Annotated in this window: 21 protein-coding genes; 9 read left to right on the top strand and 12 right to left on the bottom strand. The window is 71.0% G+C overall.

Annotated features, from left to right (window positions below; genetic code table 11):
• Window positions 1-23 precede the first annotated feature (23 nt).
• The gene (locus F0L68_RS11050) at window positions 24-749 is read left to right on the top strand and encodes an NIPSNAP family protein (protein WP_149849412.1); all 726 of its coding nucleotides are present in this window, start codon (window positions 24-26) and stop codon (window positions 747-749) included.
• Window positions 750-812: 63 nt separating this feature from the next.
• Here F0L68_RS11050 and F0L68_RS11045 read toward each other — a convergent pair whose 3' ends face one another.
• On the bottom strand, window positions 813-2,027 hold the full coding sequence (locus F0L68_RS11045) for an amidohydrolase (protein WP_149849411.1): 1,215 nt from the start codon (window positions 2,025-2,027) through the stop codon (window positions 813-815).
• Between the two features lie 46 nt (window positions 2,028-2,073).
• Window positions 2,074-2,985 carry an aldose 1-epimerase family protein gene (locus F0L68_RS11040; RefSeq protein WP_149849410.1) on the bottom strand — a complete coding sequence of 304 codons (912 nt, stop codon included), beginning with the start codon at window positions 2,983-2,985 and terminating at the stop codon, window positions 2,074-2,076.
• A gap of 56 nt (window positions 2,986-3,041) precedes the next feature.
• Here F0L68_RS11040 and F0L68_RS11035 point away from each other — a divergent pair, with 56 nt between their 5' ends.
• Together F0L68_RS11035 and F0L68_RS11030 are read left to right on the top strand one after the other, a co-directional pair.
• Window positions 3,042-3,605 (top strand): TetR/AcrR family transcriptional regulator, encoded by a 564-nt coding sequence (locus F0L68_RS11035; protein ID WP_149849409.1) that lies wholly within the window; start codon window positions 3,042-3,044, stop codon window positions 3,603-3,605.
• A gap of 37 nt (window positions 3,606-3,642) precedes the next feature.
• Window positions 3,643-4,482, top strand: coding sequence for an MBL fold metallo-hydrolase (locus F0L68_RS11030; protein ID WP_149849408.1), 840 nt, complete (start codon window positions 3,643-3,645; stop codon window positions 4,480-4,482).
• A 35-nt stretch (window positions 4,483-4,517) separates the two neighbouring features.
• Here the strand turns inward: F0L68_RS11030 and F0L68_RS11025 are convergent, their stop codons facing one another.
• Window positions 4,518-5,117, bottom strand: coding sequence for a hypothetical protein (locus tag F0L68_RS11025; protein ID WP_149849407.1), 600 nt, complete (start codon window positions 5,115-5,117; stop codon window positions 4,518-4,520).
• A gap of 23 nt (window positions 5,118-5,140) precedes the next feature.
• Window positions 5,141-5,410, bottom strand: coding sequence for a hypothetical protein (locus F0L68_RS11020; RefSeq protein ID WP_149849406.1), 270 nt, complete (start codon window positions 5,408-5,410; stop codon window positions 5,141-5,143).
• A gap of 147 nt (window positions 5,411-5,557) precedes the next feature.
• Here F0L68_RS11020 and F0L68_RS11015 point away from each other — a divergent pair, with 147 nt between their 5' ends.
• Both F0L68_RS11015 and F0L68_RS11010 read left to right on the top strand, forming a co-directional pair.
• Window positions 5,558-6,406 carry a helix-turn-helix domain-containing protein gene (locus F0L68_RS11015; protein ID WP_188316506.1) on the top strand — a complete coding sequence of 283 codons (849 nt, stop codon included), beginning with the start codon at window positions 5,558-5,560 and terminating at the stop codon, window positions 6,404-6,406.
• Window positions 6,407-6,432: 26 nt separating this feature from the next.
• Window positions 6,433-6,714, top strand: coding sequence for a DUF397 domain-containing protein (locus tag F0L68_RS11010; RefSeq protein ID WP_149849404.1), 282 nt, complete (start codon window positions 6,433-6,435; stop codon window positions 6,712-6,714).
• On the opposite strand, the gene F0L68_RS11005 is transcribed toward F0L68_RS11010, so the two are convergent.
• Complete coding sequence (locus F0L68_RS11005; protein ID WP_149849459.1) at window positions 6,665-7,894, bottom strand: MFS transporter; 1,230 nt, start codon at window positions 7,892-7,894, stop codon at window positions 6,665-6,667. The genes F0L68_RS11010 and F0L68_RS11005 overlap by 50 nt on opposite strands.
• Window positions 7,895-8,098: 204 nt before the next feature.
• On the opposite strand from F0L68_RS11005, the gene F0L68_RS11000 reads away from it, so the two are divergent.
• Window positions 8,099-8,854, top strand: a complete 756-nt coding sequence (locus F0L68_RS11000; protein WP_149849403.1) for a CPBP family intramembrane glutamic endopeptidase — start codon at window positions 8,099-8,101, stop codon at window positions 8,852-8,854.
• Here the strand turns inward: F0L68_RS11000 and pdxH are convergent, their stop codons facing one another.
• On the bottom strand, window positions 8,855-9,511 hold the full coding sequence (pdxH, locus tag F0L68_RS10995; protein ID WP_149849402.1) for a pyridoxamine 5'-phosphate oxidase: 657 nt from the start codon (window positions 9,509-9,511) through the stop codon (window positions 8,855-8,857).
• A gap of 201 nt (window positions 9,512-9,712) precedes the next feature.
• Entirely contained in the window at window positions 9,713-10,456 is a 744-nt protein-coding gene (locus F0L68_RS10990; RefSeq protein WP_149849401.1) for an urease accessory protein UreD, read from the bottom strand.
• A gap of 122 nt (window positions 10,457-10,578) precedes the next feature.
• Here F0L68_RS10990 and F0L68_RS10985 point away from each other — a divergent pair, with 122 nt between their 5' ends.
• Both F0L68_RS10985 and F0L68_RS10980 read left to right on the top strand, forming a co-directional pair.
• Window positions 10,579-11,259, top strand: a complete 681-nt coding sequence (locus F0L68_RS10985) for a DUF4232 domain-containing protein (protein WP_223198683.1) — start codon at window positions 10,579-10,581, stop codon at window positions 11,257-11,259.
• 150 nt (window positions 11,260-11,409) lie between these two features.
• Window positions 11,410-11,901 (top strand): DUF4232 domain-containing protein, encoded by a 492-nt coding sequence (locus tag F0L68_RS10980; protein WP_223198682.1) that lies wholly within the window; start codon window positions 11,410-11,412, stop codon window positions 11,899-11,901.
• Window positions 11,902-12,080: 179 nt separating this feature from the next.
• Here the strand turns inward: F0L68_RS10980 and ureG are convergent, their stop codons facing one another.
• From ureG to F0L68_RS10955, 5 genes are all read right to left on the bottom strand, one after another.
• Window positions 12,081-12,767: an urease accessory protein UreG gene (ureG, locus tag F0L68_RS10975; protein ID WP_149849400.1), complete on the bottom strand. Its 687-nt coding sequence runs from the start codon at window positions 12,765-12,767 to the stop codon at window positions 12,081-12,083.
• Between the two features lie 151 nt (window positions 12,768-12,918).
• Window positions 12,919-13,623, bottom strand: a complete 705-nt coding sequence (locus tag F0L68_RS10970; RefSeq protein ID WP_438672269.1) for an urease accessory UreF family protein — start codon at window positions 13,621-13,623, stop codon at window positions 12,919-12,921.
• Window positions 13,623-15,341, bottom strand: a complete 1,719-nt coding sequence (locus F0L68_RS10965; protein WP_149849399.1) for an urease subunit alpha — start codon at window positions 15,339-15,341, stop codon at window positions 13,623-13,625. Before F0L68_RS10965 ends, F0L68_RS10970 begins: the two co-directional genes overlap by 1 nt.
• Window positions 15,338-15,667, bottom strand: a complete 330-nt coding sequence (locus F0L68_RS10960; RefSeq protein ID WP_149849398.1) for an urease subunit beta — start codon at window positions 15,665-15,667, stop codon at window positions 15,338-15,340. The genes F0L68_RS10965 and F0L68_RS10960 overlap by 4 nt, the downstream gene beginning before the upstream one ends.
• Window positions 15,668-15,687: 20 nt before the next feature.
• On the bottom strand, window positions 15,688-15,990 hold the full coding sequence (locus F0L68_RS10955) for an urease subunit gamma (protein WP_149849397.1): 303 nt from the start codon (window positions 15,988-15,990) through the stop codon (window positions 15,688-15,690).
• 287 nt (window positions 15,991-16,277) lie between these two features.
• Here F0L68_RS10955 and F0L68_RS10950 point away from each other — a divergent pair, with 287 nt between their 5' ends.
• A complete protein-coding gene (locus tag F0L68_RS10950; RefSeq protein ID WP_188316509.1) occupies window positions 16,278-17,408 on the top strand; it encodes a citrate synthase 2 in 1,131 nt (376 codons plus the stop codon).
• Window positions 17,409-17,450 lie beyond the last annotated feature (42 nt).

Genomic DNA, 17,450 nt, shown 5'->3' with positions numbered 1-17,450 from the left:
TCGTCGATGGCACCGTGTTGTCCATGACCCCCGTGCTCGAACTACGGCAGTACACGCTGCACCCCGGCCAGCGCGACACCCTGATCGACATCTACGAGCGGAACTTCGTGGAGAGCCAGGAGGAGCTGGGCGTCCGCATCCCCGGCCACTTCCGCGACGTCGACAACCCCGACCTGTTCGTGTGGCTGCGCGAGTTCGACGACATGGCCGCGCGGGAGCGCGCGCTGACCGCGTTCTACCTCAAGGGTTCCGTGTGGCGGGCGAACCGCACGGCCGCCAACGCGACCATGGTGGACTCGGACAACGTGCGGCTGCTGCGCCCGGTCGGCGAGCACTCGAGGTTCGCCGCGCCGACCGCGCCCCGGCCGCCGGTCGGCGCGACCGAGCTGCCCGCGTCCAGGGTCACGGCGACGGTCTACCACCTGGAGAACCCGGCCGACGCGGAGTTCGTCCGGTTCTTCGAGGAACAGGCGCTACCGGCGCTGACGGCGGCCGGCGCGGCGCCGATCGCCTGGTTCGAGACCGAGCCCGCCGAGAACAACTTCCCGGTGCTGCCGGTCGTCACCGGGGAGCACCTGTTTGTCTGGTTCGCCAGGTTCCACGACGAGCGGAGCCTGCTCGACCACGCCGACGCGCTCGCGGACTCGGACGCCTGGCGCGGCACGGTTGCACCCACGCTGTCGAAGTACCTGGCCCGCGCGCCGCAGGAGATCGTGCTGGCGCCGGCCGCCCGCTCGCACCTGCGCTGAGCGGGAAGCACCTCCGCCGAGCCGGCGTCGGGGCCCGCGAACGCGTCGCGGGCCCCGACCTGCCTACGCCTCGCGGTAGAACGGGTCGGCGACGACGCCCTCGCCGCGCTCCTCGGAGTAGGTGAAGACCTCCTTGCCAGACACGAAGACCCGCTGCGCGCGGCTCATCACGTCGAGCGGGTCGCCGGACCAGATCACCACGTCGCCGTCGAGGCCCGGGGTCAGCGAGCCGACCCGGTCGTCCAGCCCGAGGATCCGCGCCGGGTTGACGGTGATCGAGCGCAGCGCGGTGTCCCGGTCGAGGCCCTCCTTGACCGCCAGGGTCGCCTGGTGCACCAGGAAGTGGATCGGGATCACCGGGTGGTCCGTGGTGATCGCGATCTGCACGCCAGCGCGGGCCAGGATGCCGGGGTTGCGCAGGGACCGCTGCCGCACCTCGACCTTGGAGCGCGAGGTGAACAGCGGGCCGATGATCACCGGGATGTCCCGCTCCGCCAACATGTCCGCGATCAGGTGGCCCTCGGTGCCGTGGTTGACCACGAGCCGGTAGCCGAACTCGTCGGCCAGCCGCAGCGCGGTGGCGATGTCGTCGGCGCGGTGGCTGTGCTGGCACCAGGGCAGCTCGCGGTCGAGCACCCGCACCAGGATCTCCAGCGTGGGATCCCGGTCGAAGGGCTTGTTCTCCTCGGCCGCGTGCGCCCGCTTCGCCTTGTAGTCCTGGGCCTTGGTGAACGCGTCGCGGATCACCGCGGCCACGCCGAGCCGGGTGGACGGCAGCTTCTTCTGGTCGCCGTAGACCCGCTTCGGGTTCTCGCCGAGCGCGCTCTTCACGCTGACCGGCTCGCGCACCAGCATCTCGTCGACGGTGCGGCCCCAGCACTTCACCGCGACGGTCTGGCCGCCGATCGGGTTGCCGGACCCCGGCTTGATGACGGCCGTGGTCACGCCGCCGGACAGCGCGTCGACGAAGCCGAGGTCGGCGGGGTTGATGCCGTCGAGGGCGCGCAGGCGGGCGCCGTTCGGGTCGGTCATCTCGTTGGTGTCCTGGCCGGCCCAGCCCTCGGCCTCCTCGTGCACGCCGATGTGGCCGTGCGACTCGACGAACCCGGGCAGCACCCACGAACCGCCGGCGTCGACGGTCGGCACGCCGTCGGGCACGGCCACCTCGGCGCCCGTGCCGACCGCGACGATCTTGCCGTCCACGATCAGGACGGTGCCGCCCTCGATGGGCTCACCCTCGACCGGAACGACGTATCCACCAGTGATTGCGACATTCATGGTTAGCCACGCTAATCGTTTGGCCCGCCGCGCACCAAGGGAACGGCTACGCGGCGAGCGGCCGCACGCCCCAGCGCCCCTGCCAGGACTCGCCTGGGCTCAGCACGATGAGGTCCACACCGGAGTTCAGCGCGTCCGGCGGGCAGGTCATCGGCTCGATCGCCACGGCCCTGCCTCGGCCGGGGAAGTCGTCCGGGGTGTAGACCTGCACCCAGCGGAAGTCCGGGTCGGCCCACAGCTCGACGCCGCCGGTCGGCCCGCGCAGCGTGTGCCGGACCAGCCCGTCGTCATCGGGCAGGCAGCCGCCGAACGGCGTGTCCAGCGAGACCCCGCGAAGCGGCCGGCCCGACAAGAAGTCGAACTCGGTGCCCGCCACCGGGCGCGGCGGACCGGACGGCACCATCCGATCGGGGTCCAGCGGCAACACCGTGGTGGCGGCCAGCCGCAGCTCGCAGTCGTCGGTCGCCTGGACGCCTGCCCTCAGGTACGGGTGGGTGCCGAGCCCGAACGGGGTCGGCCGGTCGCCGACGTTGTGCACGCCGTGCGTGACGGTCAGCCCGCCCTCGTCGACCGCGTAGCTGATGGTGGTGCGCAGCGGCACCGGCCAGCCGGGCTGGGCGTCGAGGGTGATCTCCAGCGACACCAGCGAACCGGTGTGCTCGACGACCGTCCACCGCTCGTGCCTGGTCAGGCCATGGATCGCGTTGCCCCTGGCCGGCTCGGTGACGGCCAGCTGCTGCGGCTGCCCGGCCAGCTCCCAGCGCGCGCCCGCCGTGCGGTTGGGCCACGGCACGAGCACCATGCCCGCGCCCATCGGCGGCTTCTCGGCCTCGCCGAAGGTCTCCAGATAGGGCACGCCGGCGACCTCGTAGGCCCGCAGGCCCGCGCCGATCTCGGTGACCACGGCGCGGGTGGCGCCACACACGATGTCCAGCTGTTCGCCGGTCGGGCCAGTCATGTCGACCAGCGTATCGGCCCCTTGACTTAACTAGACCGGTCTGTATATTTCCAGACATGCCGAGAAAGACCGACACGCGAGAACGGGTGTTGCGCTCGGCCGCGACGCTGTTCCGCGATCAGGGCTACCACGCGACCGGCCTCGCCCAGGTGCTCACCGAGGGCGACGCGCCCAAGGGGTCGATGTACTTCCACTTTCCCGGTGGGAAGGAACAACTCGCGGTCGAGGCCGTCGCCCTGACCGGGGGCGAGACCAAGGACGCCCTGCGCGAACTGCTCCAGTCCACCACGGACCTGCGCGCCGGCTTCGATCTGGTGATCGAGCGACTCGCCGAAAACCTTGTCTCGTCAGGGTTTCTGGCCGGCTGCCCGATCGCGACCGTCGCGCTCGACGTCGCAGGCCAGAACGAGCCGATCAGGACGGCCTGCCAGGAGCAGTACGAATCCTGGGAGGCCGTGATCGCCGAACACCTGCGCTCGCACGGCATCGCGGACGCCGACGAGGTCGCCACCATGCTGCTCGCGGCCATCGAGGGCGGCATGCTGCTGGCGAAGACCCGACACGACATCGCGCCGTTGCGCGTCGTCGGCGCGCAGCTCCACCGACTCCTGGCCGGCTGACGGCCACCCCACCCAACTCCCCGCTCCGGAGCGAATCATGCTCGTGCACCACGTCAACTGCGGCACCATGCGCCCGTTCGGCGGCCGGCTCGTGGACGGCGAGGGCTCGATCCTCAGCCGCGCCACGATGGTCTGCCACTGCCTGGTCATCGAGACCGACCAGGGGCTCGTGCTGGTCGACACCGGCATCGGGCTCACCGACATGCTCAACCCGCCCGGCTCGCTCGGCCGGCAGTTCGCCACGACGGTGCGGCCGGTGTTCGACCCGGCGGAATCCATGGCGCGCCAGGTGGTCGCGCTCGGCCACAAGGTGGAGGACGTCCGGCACATCGTGCTCACCCACCTCGACCTTGACCACGCGGGCGGGCTGGCGGAATTCCCGCAGGCCAAGGTGCACGTGTTCGCCGAGGAGCTGCACGCGGCCAACAACCCGACGAACGCGCTCGAGCGCGCCAGGTACAGGTCTGTGCAGTGGGCGCACGACCCCGACTGGGTCACCCACCGCGTCGGCGACGGCGAACGCTGGTTCGGCTTCGAGGCGGTGCGCGAACTTCCCGGGCTGCCACCGGAAATCCTGATGATCCCGCTCGCCGGCCACACCAGGGGCCATGCGGGCGTCGCGGTGCACACCGGCGACCGGTGGTTGCTGCACGCCGGCGACGCGTACTTCTTCCACGGCGAGAAGGACCCGGTCCGGCCGCACTGCACGCCGGTCCTGACGTTCTTCCAGAACCGCATGGACGTCCTCCGCAGCGAACGGCTGGCCAACCAGGAACGGCTGCGCGAGCTGATGCGCGACCACGACTCCGAGGTGGACATGTTCTCCGCGCACAGCGTGCAGGAGTTCCGCGAGCGAACCACCCACGCCGTCCGCTGAATGCGGACCGGAAACACGGCCGCGCGGCCCGGCGCCTACCGCCGCGCGAACGTCCTGGCGGGCGGCGAGGCCGGGCCGCCGAGCAGCCGGGCGAACTCGGTGTCCAGCTGACGGGCCGCCTCGCCGCCCGCCCGCAGCACGAGCGTGGCCCCGTCCGCGCCGAGCACCTGCACGGCCAGTCCGGAGGCGTCCAGGGCCCGGCGCGTCGAGGCGATCCGCTCGCGCGGCCAGTCGAGCCGGCGCGCTGCGGGCTTGCCGTCCCAGTGTTTCCCGGCCCACTGCCGCACGCCGGGGAACAGCAGTAGCGGGAACAGGATGATCAGTCCGATCAGGACAATCCAGCCGACCAGCGACTCGATCGCTTTCAACACCAGGAAGACCAGCAACACCACCACGAACGGTATGACCAGCACGCCGAGCGCGATGGCCAACGGCCGGAGCCCGGCGTGCGCCGCCGCAGCCGCGCCGATACCCAGACCGATCGCGCCGAGCAGGGCGAGGCCGCCGATCCAGTCCTCGTCAAGCGAACGCAGCCAGGAGAAACGGCTGTCCCGCAGGATGTTGAAGCCCCCTGGCTGGAAAACCAGCCGCACCCGGCCGCCCGGCGTTGCCCGAACGCCACTCACCTCAGTCACTGCGGGAGCGTAACCGTCGCTGGTCAGGCGGGTGGCGAGTTGGCGATTTTCGTTCGTGCGGCACGGGTGTTGCGCAGATCCTGCTCGGCCACGGCCATCGCCTCGGTCAGTCCGGTGTGGAACGCGGCGAGGTAACCCTCGGGCAGCCGGAGCATGGGCAGGTCGTTCGTGCCGCAGATGACGACCTCGCCGGCCTCCGCGAGCACCGAGCAGATCGCGAGACCATTGTCCGCGTCATTGCAGCGAAGTAGCCATTCTCTCCTCGGCAGATTCCGCACGTTTCCGTCACTCATCGCAGCCTCCAGGTTGGCTTTGTCCTGCTACGCAAGAATTGCAGCGCAACAATTATTCGTGCAGTCGCTCGATGGGGTGAAGGTTGTCGCCGTGAAAACCCGGAAAGCCCTACCTTGACGGCAACACACCACTCCGGGGAGGCACACGTGGCACGACGCGCGGGCAATTCGGTCCGTTCGCGCCGGCTCGCTTTCATCCTGCGTAGGCTTCGCGGCGCCAGCGGGCACGGCATCGAGGCGGTCGGCAGGGCCGTCGGGATGTCCGGCAGCAAGATCAACCGCATCGAGCGCATGGAGAGCGGCGTCTACCGGGACGACCTCGAACGATTGCTGGACTTCTACGAGGTCAGCGCCGGTCACCGGGTCGAGCTGCTCGACATCGCCCGGCGCGCGGAGGAACGCGGCTGGCTGCGGCTGAGCAACGCGAACCTGCCAGAGGACTGGCAGACCTGGCTCGACTTCGAGCAGGAAGCCACCACCCTGCTCAGATACCAACCGCTGGTGATCCCTGGCCTGCTACAGACTCCCGAATATGCCAGCGCGATCATTCGGGCCACCGGAGGCGCGATCACCGAGACCGAGGTCGACGCCCTGGTGTCCAGCCGGATGGCTCGTCAGGGCCTGCTCCACCGCACCGACCCGTTGACGTTGCACGCGATCATCGAGGAAAACGTGCTGAGGCACTCCTTCGGCAAACTCGGAGCGCACGGGCGGCAGCTACGAGCCTTGGCGGACGCGACGATCAAATCCCGCGTGACCATTCAGGTGCTACCCGCCAAGTCGAAGCTGCATTCCGGGCTGAACGGGCCGTTCACCATCCTGAAGTACGACGACGAGCCCAGCCTCGTGCTGCTGGAGAACAAGGTCGCCAGCTTGTTCCTGGATGAGGACGAGCACGTCAAGATCTACTCTCGCTCATGGACGGAGCTTCAGCGACTCTCGCTCAGCCCCAAGAAGTCCATCGAGCTGATCGCTGATCTGGCCGAGCGACTGTGAAGCCGACAGATGCCATCATGAAAGGCATGAGCGCGCCTGACTTCGCCAACGCTGTGTGGCGTAAGAGCAACCACAGCGCCGACACCGCCAACTGTGTGGAGATCGCCTTCGCGGGCGACTGGCGCAAGAGCAGCCGCAGCCAGTCAACAGCCAACTGCGTGGAGGTCTCGTTCAGCGATGCGGCGGTGGCCGCTCGGGACTCCAAGAACCCGGACGGCCCGATCCTCGCCTTCCCGGCGACCTCGTGGGCCGGCTTCCTCAGCTATGCCCGCTCGGCGCCCGGTACCGCCAGAACGCGCCAAGACTGACCACCGCGACCACCGTCGCGACCAGCACGAGCACGCCGCCCGCGGCGATCGCCGGCCCGGCGCCGACGGCCGCGCCCATCGACCCGTGCAGCAGGTCCGCGAGCCTCGGTCCGCCTGCCACCACGACGATGAACACGCCCTGCATGCGCCCGCGCATCTCATCCGTCGCCGCCGCCTGGAGCATCGCGCCCCGGAACACCATGCTCACCATGTCCGCGACGCCACCGAGCGCCATGAACACCAGCGCGGGCCACAACGCGTGCGACAGGCCGAACCCGAGCACCGCGACGCCCCACGCGAGCACGCCGACCGTCACGCCGACACCGTGCCTCCGCACCCGCGTCAGCGGTCCCGAGAACAGCCCGCACAGGAACGCGCCGACCGGCATCGCCGCGTACAGCAGCCCCAGCGCGAGCCCGCCGCCCGGCGGGTCGCCGAAGGTCCGCTCGGCCAGCTCGGGGAACAGCGCCCTCGGCATGCCGAACACCATCGCGATGATGTCCAGCAGGAACGACGCCAGCAGCACCTTCTGCACGGCCAGATACCGGAAGCCTGCGACCACGTCACTCAGCCCGGCCCGCCGTGCCGGCCCGTCGAGCGGCGGCATCGGCGGCAGCCGCCACACCGCCCACAGCGCCACGGTCAGGGCGAGCGCGTCGACCAGGTACAGCACGGACAGGCCGAACACGGGCAGCAGCGTGCCGGCGAGCAGCGGCCCGAACACGGCCCCGAACACCATCACCGTCGACCCGAGCGCGCTGGCCGCAGCCAACTGCTCGACCGGCACGAGCCTGGCGATGGACGCGCTGCGGGCCGGCGCGTTCATCGCGAAGAAGCCCTGTTGCGCGGCCAGCAGCGCCAGCACCACCCACACCGAGCCGAGCCCGAGCGCCGCCTGCACCCACAGCAGCACGGACGTGACCGCGATGCCGATGTTGGTGACCAGCAGCAGTTTCCGCCGGTCGACCGTGTCGGCGACCGCGCCGCCCCACAGCCCGAACACCAGCAGGGGGACGAGCGCGACGGCGCCGGCGAGGCCAACGTAGCCGGACGAGCCGGTCAGGTCGTAGATCTGCTTCGGCACGGCGACCGCGGTGAACTGGCTGCCGACCGCCGTGACGATCGTGGAAACCCACAGCCTCCGGTACGCCACCACCCGCAGCGGCCGGGTGTCGAGCATGACCCTGCCGAGCAGCCGGCGCACGGCCGTGGGACTGTCGCCCTCCCGGGAATCCGACGGTGTCGTCGCGCCTGCGCTCACAACTCGTTAGCTTAGGACAACAAAGCCTGCGATTCGCGAGCGATTCGTCACGCTGCCCCGGCACGCACTCGTGTTCCGGAATGCCCCGAAATCACGCGGATCGGGGCACTACGATTTCCGATCATGCTGACGCGGTGGCGGGACCACGTGCTCCGTCATCCGGTGCTCGGCGCGGTGGAACTCGCGCTGACCTGGCAGCTCGCGGTGGTCGCCGCCGCCGAACTGCTGCCCTCGATGAGTCCCGGCTGGTTCCCTGGGCTCGGCGCCACCGTCGTGAACCTGATCTCCGCCGCCGTGGTGCTGGCGATCCTGCGCTCCTGGGGACTGTCGCGCGTCACTGGTGTGACCACCCTCGGGCGACTGTCGCGCTGGCCGGTGGTGCTGCCGCTGGTCGCGGTCGCCGGGCTGTCCGCGCTGCCCGGCATCGCCGGCGGCACCGCGCAGCTGGTCGGCGGCGTCGCGTTGATGCTCAGCGTCGGCGTCAGCGAGGAGATTTCCAGCCGCGCGTTGGTCTTCGAGGTCGCGCGGCCGCTCGGCGCGCTGCGCGGGGCAGCGCTGACGGCGACGCTGTTCGGCGCGAGTCACCTCGACAACTACCTGTTCTTCGGCGCACCGCTCGGCAACACGCTGTGGCAGGTGCTGACGGCCGGACTGTTCGGGTTCTGCCTGTGCGGGGCGAGACTGGTGATCGGCAGCGTCTGGCCGCTCGTGCTCGTGCACGCGCTGGCCGACTACCTCCAGGTCTACTCGCCCGGCAGGGACCCGGACTGGTTGCAAGCACTGGACATGATCGTCAATCTCGGCCTTGGATTGGCGCTGCTGCTGCGCGGCCGTTCGGCCAGCAGCGGCGCCAACCCACCGAAAGTCCAGGCAAGCTGACTACGGCGCGACGCGCTCGATCTCCCAGCCGTCGCGGCCGAGCCGGAAGCGCAGCCGGTCGTGCATCCGGTCCTGCCGGCCCTGCCAGAACTCGACCGTCTCGGGCTGGATGCGCCAGCCACCCCAGTGCGGCGGCACCGGCACCTTCTCGGAGTTCTCGAACTGCCGCTCGATCTTCGCCAGCGCACTGTCCAGAGTGGACCGTCCGGCGACGACCCTCGACTGCGGCGAGGCCCACGCGCCGAGCTGCGAACCCTTCGGGCGGCTCGCCCAGTAGGCGGCGGTCTCGGCCGCGCCGACCTTCTCCACGGTGCCGCGCACGTGCGCCTGGCGCTGCATGGCGAACCAGGGGAAGGTCGCCGACGCGTACCTGGTCGCCATCAGCTCGTGGCTCTTGGCCGAGGTGTAGTTGGTGAAGAACACCAGGCCACGCGCGTCCAGGCCCTTGGCCAGCACGGTGCGGGACGAGGGGTGACCGTCCGGGTCGGCGGTGGCCAGCACGAAGGCGTTCGCCTCAGGCAGGCCCGCGTTCGTCGCCTCGTCCAACCACTTCTGGAGCTGCTCGTGCCACGTTCCGGCGAGTTCCGCCTCGGTCAGTGAGCCGCTTTCGTAGGACACGCGCATCGCGGGTAGCGCGATGTTGGTCGTCTCCGTCATCCCGATCAACCTCCGCGAACGCGCACTCGTGATACCCGGTTCGCAGGAACGTACGGGTTTCCGACGCCAGAAGAAACCGCCTGGGCGGTGACGCGCCCCACCTGGAGTGTGATGGTCACCGCAACAGGTCGGATCGGAATCGTGAACGAGATCGAGTCAGATGGATTTCCCACCCCTTTTCAGGGTGTCGCGAGGATCCCTTCAGGACATTCCGGCGAGGGCGAGGAGTCGACCCGCGGTGACCACGTCGTCGGCCAGCGCGGTGACCAGGGTGCCGCCGGCCGCCAGCGGCGTGCGCGACCACCACTCGCCGCAGGCCGCCTCGACCGGGTCCTCGCCTGCCTCCTCGGCGGGGACCAGCAGCTCGGTGGCGAGCACCCGCCGGCCGGCCAGCGCCGCGAGGCTCGCGTCGAGGCACGGATCGCCGACCACCGTCCGTTGCTGGAGCACGGCCCGGCCCCCCCGGCGCACGCGCAGGACGCTGACCAGGCGTCCAGGCCGCTCCCCGCTGCGGCCGAGCACCAGCACCTCGCGCAGCCGCAGCCTGGCGTCCTCGGCCAGCTCGGCGACCAGTTCGGCGCTGTGGTCGGCGCGGGCGGTCACCACGGTCGGCTCCGGCAGGTAGGACACCGTCGCTCCGTCGGCCGCCTCGAACCGGATCGTCGCGCGGCTGCCGCCCGGCCGGTACCCCGGCAGCGCGAGCGTCGCCGCGACGCCCCGCAGGCACAGCTGGGCGCCCGCGCCGACCCGCACGGTCAGCGTCAGCTCGTCGCCGCCAAGGGGCGCGGTCGCCGAGCTGACCAGGTGCACCAGGGCCGCCGTGCTGGCCGAGCGGACGGCGCTGCGGTGCGGGATCAGCGTCAACGGCGTCATGGACCGGAGCTCGCGGACCACGCTGCGGCCGTCCTCGGCCCGCTCGACCACCAGCAGCGCGTCGGCCCTCACGGCGTCCACCAATCTGCGGAAGCCCGCGATGGCTGGCAACCTACTAACGGGGTGATACGTCCATGCAGTGAAAAAGTAAGCGACGGATCGTTCGCAGCCAACACGGTTCGGAGGCGGTGGCAGTGGCAGCGATTCAGCGTCTGGTCAACGGCGGAGCCCTGGTCTGCGGGGGCGTCCTCGCCGCGGCGTTGGTGGCAGGCTGCGGTAGTGGCACGACCCCGAGCGGCAGCGGCGGCACGCCACTGCCGGTCTCGTCGGGCAGTGCCTCGCCGAGCGGCACGACAGGGTCGACGGGGTCGGCACCGGCCCCCGCGCCCAACAGCCCGACGGCCAGTCCGGCGGCGCCCCCGGCGCAGACCGGTTCGACGGGGTGCAGGTCCACCGAGCTGGGCATCGGGCTCGGGCAGGGCAACGGCGCGGCCGGCACGATCTTCCGGCCCATCCAGTTCACCAACAAGAGCGACCACCCCTGCGTGTTGCAGGGCTTCCCGGGCGTGTCCTACGTCGCGGGCGACGACGGCCACCAGGTCGGCGCCGCGGCCGCACGGGACGGCGGCGAAGGGGCAGCGGTGACGCTGCCGCCCGGCGGGATCGCGTCCGCCGCAGTCGGCTTCGCCCAGATCGGCAACTTCGACCCCGCCACGTGCCAGCCGACGCCGGTGCGCGGCATCCGGGTCTATCCGCCAGGCGAGACCGCGGCGATGTTCGTCGACCTGTCCGGCCAGCAGGGCTGCGCGGGCAACACCGGACAGAGCGTCCAGTTGCGCGTGCAGACCGTGCAGTCGGGTGCCGGCGGGGCCTGAGCCGGATCCAATCTCTCGATTTGGCTGTAAACGATCCCCGTGAATGTCAGCCTGGTAGTGGATCGGCGATCCCGATCCACTACCAGGTACAGGGGGAATGTGATGGTAGGCATTTATCGATTGATCGGCGCGACCGTGCTCGGGGGAGCAATGGCCGCGTCGTTCGCCGTCGGGACACCGGCGAGCGCGCAGCCGAGGGCGGCACTCGACCCGATCTGCCAGGCGGCGGATCTCGGCCTCTCGTTCGGCCACGCCGAAGGTGCGGCCGGCACCGTCTACCGGGCGGTGCAGTTCACCAACTACGGGGACAACACCTGTGTGTTGCAAGGCTTTCCCGGTGTGTCCTATGTGGATGGTGATGGCAACCAGGTCGGGGCAGCGGCACGGCGGGACGGCCCGGCCGGGTCGCTCGTCACGCTGGATCCCGGCGCGACGGCGTCGGCGATCGTCGGCTTCGTGCAGATCGGCCTGTTCGATCCGGCCGTGTGCCAGCCGACTCCGGTAGCCGGCATCCAGGTGTACCCGCCGGACTCCACGGAGTCGCTGTTCCTGGAGATGCCGGGCCAGCAGGGGTGCGCCGGCGACGTCAGCCCGAGCGCGCAGCTCAAAGTGCTCCCGATGACGGACGACCCGGGCGCCTGAAAGACGGTCTCCAAGACCTGCGCAAGTGGTCGGGCAGGGCGCGCTCAGGCGGCGATCTGCGGCGTTGGCGTCCGTTCGAGTACCCACGTACGAGTCACGAACGCCTGCCTTGCAGCTCATCCACCTGACCGCGCCCGGGTGGTCCGGCTGCGTGCGTGGTCTACAAACGAATATTGCAGTCACGCGAGCTGCGCCAGCACCCAGTCGGTCACCTCGGGCGCGTCCGGTGTGCGCACGAGGGACTGACTGATCACCGGTAGCTCGCCCCGCATGCGGTGGGCGTCGGCCGCCATCACGGTCAGGTCGGCGCCCACCTGCTCGGCGAGGTCAATCTTGTTGATCACCAACAGGTCCGCGGTGGTTACCCCGGGCCCGCCCTTGCGCGGCACCTTGTCGCCGCCGGCCACGTCGACCACGAACACCTGGCTGTCCACCAGGCCACGACTGAACACGGCGGTGAGGTTGTCCCCGCCGCTCTCGATGATCACCAGGTCCAGCCCGGGGAACCGCTGCTCCAACAGCTCGACGGCGTCCAGGTTGGCGGTGATGTCGTCGCGGATCGCGGTGTGCGGGCAGCACCCGGTCTGCACCGCCTCGATCCGGTCGGGCGCGAGCACGCCGGCCGCGCGCAGGAAGTCGGCGTCCTCGGTGGTGTAGATGTCGTTGGTCACCACCGCGAGGTTCAGCCGGTCGCCGAGCGCCCGGCACAGGGCCGCCACCAACGCGGTCTTGCCGCTGCCGACCGGCCCGCCGATGCCGATGCGCACGGCCCGGCCGGCGCTTCGGGCCGGCGGATGCGGGTCGGGCTCGGTCGCCGTGGGATCGAAGTTCACGGGATGCGTGTGGCCTGCATCTGTGTGACCCACATCTGTGTGGCCTGCATCTGTGTGGCCTGCATCTGTGTGGCCTGCATCTGTGTGGCCTGCATCTGTGTGGCCTGCATCTGTGTGACCTGCATTCGTGTGGCCTGCATGTGTGTGGCTCACATCTGTGTGGTCGGCCGATGCGTGGTCGTGGTCAGCTCGCAAAGAGACGCACCTCTTCCCTGTGGCGACGGTCGTGGGCCTCGGCCAGCAGGTCGAGGCCGGGGGAACTTTGCGCGGGCAGGTCGGCCGGGGCCAGCGCGGCGGCGGCCGTCGCCGTCGCCACCACCGCGCGCAGCTCGGCGTCCAGGGCGGCCACGGCCGCGTTCGCGCCGAACGGGTCGAGGCCGAGCAGCCGCACGGCCGCGCTCGCCGGCCCGCTCACCGCGAGGTACCCAGCGCACAGCGCGGCGTCCGACGGCCCGCCACCGGCACCGGCCACCAGCGCGCCGAGCACCACCGGGTGGTGCGGCCTCGGCACGGCCGCGAGCAGGCCCTCCAACACCGCCGACGGCCAGGCGCGCCGGCCGGCCCGCACCGCTCCCCTGCCCTGCGCCCGCGACGCGGCTCGCTGCGCGGCGGATGGCGTGCGCGCGTCCAACTCCTCGTCCAGCAGCCGCCAGTGCCCTGCCGTGGCCCCGGCGGCGGCCGCGTGCGCCGACGCGGCCGCGAACACCGCGCCGAGCTCGCCAGCCGTGCGCAGCCGGCCGCGCAGGAAGCCCGCCAGGTCGGCCTCGCCGGTCACCAGCCCGCGCGCCGCGGCCTCTTCGACGCCGCCGGAGTGCACGTGCCCGCCGCCGGGGAACCTGGCGTCGGCCAGGATCAGCGTCACCATTGCCACACCGTCCACTGTGGACATCAGAACAGAAAATATCGTTGGGCCATCGGCAACTCGCTCACCGGATGTGGCTCGATCAGCTCGCCGTCCACGTGCACCGCGAAGCTGTCCGGGTCGACCCGGACGTCCGGCAGCGCGTCGTTGAGCACCATGTCCGCCTTGGTGATCCGGCGGGTGTTGCCGACCGCGACCAGCGCGCGGTGCAGGCCGAGCCGGTCGGCCAGGTCCGCGTCGACGGCCTCGCGCGACACGAAGTGCACGCTGCTCGCGGCCGCCACCCTCGGCGACGCGCCGAACATCGGCCTGGCCAGCACCGGCTGCGGCGTCGGGATGGACGCGTTCGCGTCGCCCATCGCCGCCCACGCGATGAAGCCGCCCTTGAACACCAGTTCCGGCCGCACGCCGAAGAACTTCGGGTCCCACAGCACCAGGTCGGCGAGCTTGCCGACCTCAACCGAGCCGACCTCGCCGTCGATGCCGTGCGCGATGGCCGGGTTGATCGTGTACTTGGCGACATAGCGGCGCGCCCGCAGGTTGTCCGCCGCCGAGTCGCCGGGCAGCGCGCCCCTGCGCAGCTTCATCACGTGCGCGGTCTGCCAGGTCCGGATGATCACCTCGCCGATCCGGCCCATCGCCTGCGAGTCCGAGCTGATCATGGAGATCGCGCCGAGGTCGTGCAGCACGTCCTCGGCGGCGATCGTGGTCGGCCGGATCCGGCTCTCCGCGAACGCGAGGTCCTCCGGCACCGACGGGTTGAGGTGGTGGCACACCAGCAACATGTCCAGGTGCTCGTCCAGGGTGTTCACGGTGTGCGGGCGGGTCGGGTTCGTCGAGGACGGCAGCACGTTCGGCTCGGCCACCACGCGGATGATGTCCGGCGCGTGCCCGCCGCCGGCGCCCTCGGAGTGGTAGGCGTTGATGGACCGGCCGGCGATCGCGTCGATGGTCGACTCGACGAAACCGGCCTCGTTCAGCGTGTCGGTGTGGATGGCCACCTGCACACCGGACTCGTCCGCGATCCGCAGCGCCGCGTCGATCGCCGAGGGCGTGGTGCCCCAGTCCTCGTGCAGCTTGAAACCGCCTGCGCCGCCGAGCAACTGCTCGCGCAGCGCCTCGTCCCGGACGGTGTTTCCCTTGCCCAGCAACAGGACGTTCACCGGCATGCCGTCCATCGAGGCCAGCATCCTCGCCAGGTTCCACGCGCCGGGGGTCACCGTGGTCGCCTTCGTGCCGTCGGCTGGCCCGGTGCCGCCGCCGATCAGCGTGGTCAGGCCGGCGGCCAGCGCCTGGTCGACCAGCTGCGGGCAGATGAAGTGCACGTGGCAGTCGATGCCGCCGGCCGTGAGGATCTTCCCGTTGCCGCCGACGATCTCCGTGGACGGCCCGATGACCAGGCCGGGGTGCACGCCGTCCATCGTGTCCGGGTTGCCGGCCTTGCCGATCGCCACCACGCGGCCGTCCCGCACGCCGACGTCGGCCTTCACCACGCCCCAGTGGTCCAGCACCACCACGCCGGTGATCACCAGGTCCGGCGCGCCCTCGGCGCGGGTCGCCATGCCCTGGCCCATCGACTCGCGGATCACCTTGCCGCCGCCGAAGAGCACCTCGTCACCGGCGTCGGCGCCTCGGCTGCGGTCCTCGGTGACCTCGATCAGCAGGTTCGTGTCCGCCAACCGAATCCGGTCGCCGACCGTCGGGCCGTACAGCTCCGCGTACCGCTCGCGATCCAACTGGGTCACGCCTGCTCCGCCCCTCGCTCGTCCAGCGCGCCGGACCACTCCGGCCGCAGCCCAGGCACCACCCGGCGGCCCGCGATCGGCACCAGGTCGACCTCGCGCTCGACGCCGGGCTCGAAGCGCACCGCGGTGCCGGCCGGCACGTCCAGCCGGTGCCCCCACGCGGCGACGCGGTCGAAGTCGAGGCCGGGATTGGCCGCGGCGAAGTGGTAGTGCGAGCCGACCTGCACCGGGCGGTCGGCGCGGTTGACCACGATCAGCCGGACGCGCGGCCGGCCGGGACTCAGCTCGACGGGATCGGGTCCGACGATGATCTCCCCTGGACGCATGGCGCCCACCTCCGCTCGGTTCAGGCGATGGGACCGTGCACGGTGACGAGCTTGGTGCCGTCCGGGAAGGTGGCCTCCGCCTGGACCGAGTCGATCATCTCCGGCACGCCGGGCTGGACCTGGTGCCGGCCGAGCACGTCGCGCCCGCTCCGCATCAGCTCGCTGACCGTGCGCCCGTCCCGCGCCCCTTCGAGGACGTGGTCGGTGATGAGCGCGACGGCCTCGGGGTAGTTCAGCAGCACGCCCCGCTCCAGTCTGCGGCGCGCGACGTCCGCGGCGACGTGCACGAGCAGCTTGTCGCGTTCGTGCGGGGTCAGGTGCATGGGAAATGGTGTATCACCAGATCACCTCTTCCGCCGATAGCGCGAACGGCCCAGCGACACACAGAAACACGAAAGAAATGCGCATTTAACTCGCATTTTCCTGGCCCGGATCTGAATCGTTCGCTGGATCGTGACCGACGCCACCGAACCCGACGATTGCGGCGGCTCGCAGACAGGAGCAGGGTGACGCCAACCGCGCAGCGCCGCCCGGCCTGATCGTGTTACGGGACCGCTGGTGGCGCGCCGGAGTCGGGGTACTTCGTAGCAAGGAGCGGACAGTGCACGACGTGGTGGCGCAAGCCGAGAAAACCGAGCTGGACGATGGGTTCCGGCCCGGACTGGAAGGCGTCGTGGCCTTCCGCACCGAAATCGCCGAGCCCGACCGGGACGGTGGGTCGCTGCGCTACCGCGGCGTTGACATCGAGGACCTGGCCGGCAAGGTCACCTTCGGCAGCGTGTGGGCGCTGCTGGTGGACGGACGCTTCGGGCCGGGCCTGCCGCCGGCCGAGCCGTTCCCCATTCCCGTGCACACCGGCGACGTCCGCGTCGACGTGCAGGCGGCGCTCGCCATGGTCGCGCCGATCTGGGGCTTCCAGCCGCTGCTGGACATCGACGACGTGGCGGCCCGCGAGCAGCTCGCCAGGGCCGCCGTGATGGCCCTGTCCTACGTGGCGCAGTCGGCGAGGGGCACCGACAAGCCCGCCGTCGCGCAGTCGCGCGTCGACGAGTGCTCGACCATCACCGAGCGGTTCATGACGCGCTGGCGCGGCGAGCCCGACCCCGCGCACGTCCGGGCCGTCGACGCCTACTGGGTGTCCGCCGCCGAGCACGGCCTGAACGCGTCCACCTTCACCGCGCGGGTGATCGCCTCGACGGGCGCCGACGTCGCCGCCGCCATGTCGGGCGCGATCGGCGCCATGTCCGGCCCGCTGCACGGCGGCGCGCCGGCCAGGGTGTTGCCGATGATCGACGAGGTCGAGCGGACCGGCGACGCCCGCAAGGTGGTGGCCGGCATCCTCGACCGCAAGGAGCGGCTGATGGGCTTCGGGCACCGGGTGTACCGGGCCGAGGACCCGCGCGCCCGCGTCCTGCGCCGCACCTGCCGGGAACTCGGCGCGGAACGCTACGAGGTGGCCGCCGCGCTGGAGCAGGCCGCGCTCGCCGAGCTGCGCGAGCGCCGTCCCGACCGCGCCATCGAGACGAACGTCGAGTTCTGGGCCGCCGTCATCCTCGACTTCGCCCAGGTCCCGCCGAGCATGATGCCCGCGATGTTCACCTGCGCGCGGACCGCCGGTTGGAGCGCGCACATCCTGGAGCAGAAGCGCACCGGTCGACTGGTCCGGCCGTCGGCCACCTACGTCGGCCCGGCTCCCCGCCGCGCCGACGAGGTCGAGGGCTGGGCGTCCATCGCAGGCTGATCGCGCCGCCGCCGACGTGGCGCAGGGCCGGCACGATCGCCC

It is taken from the genome of Solihabitans fulvus (assembly GCF_008386585.1).
Classification (GTDB): Bacteria; Actinomycetota; Actinomycetes; order Mycobacteriales; family Pseudonocardiaceae; genus Solihabitans; species Solihabitans fulvus.
The sequence above is the reverse complement of the archived record's forward strand: the minus strand, read 5'-3'. Positions and strand labels throughout refer to the sequence as shown.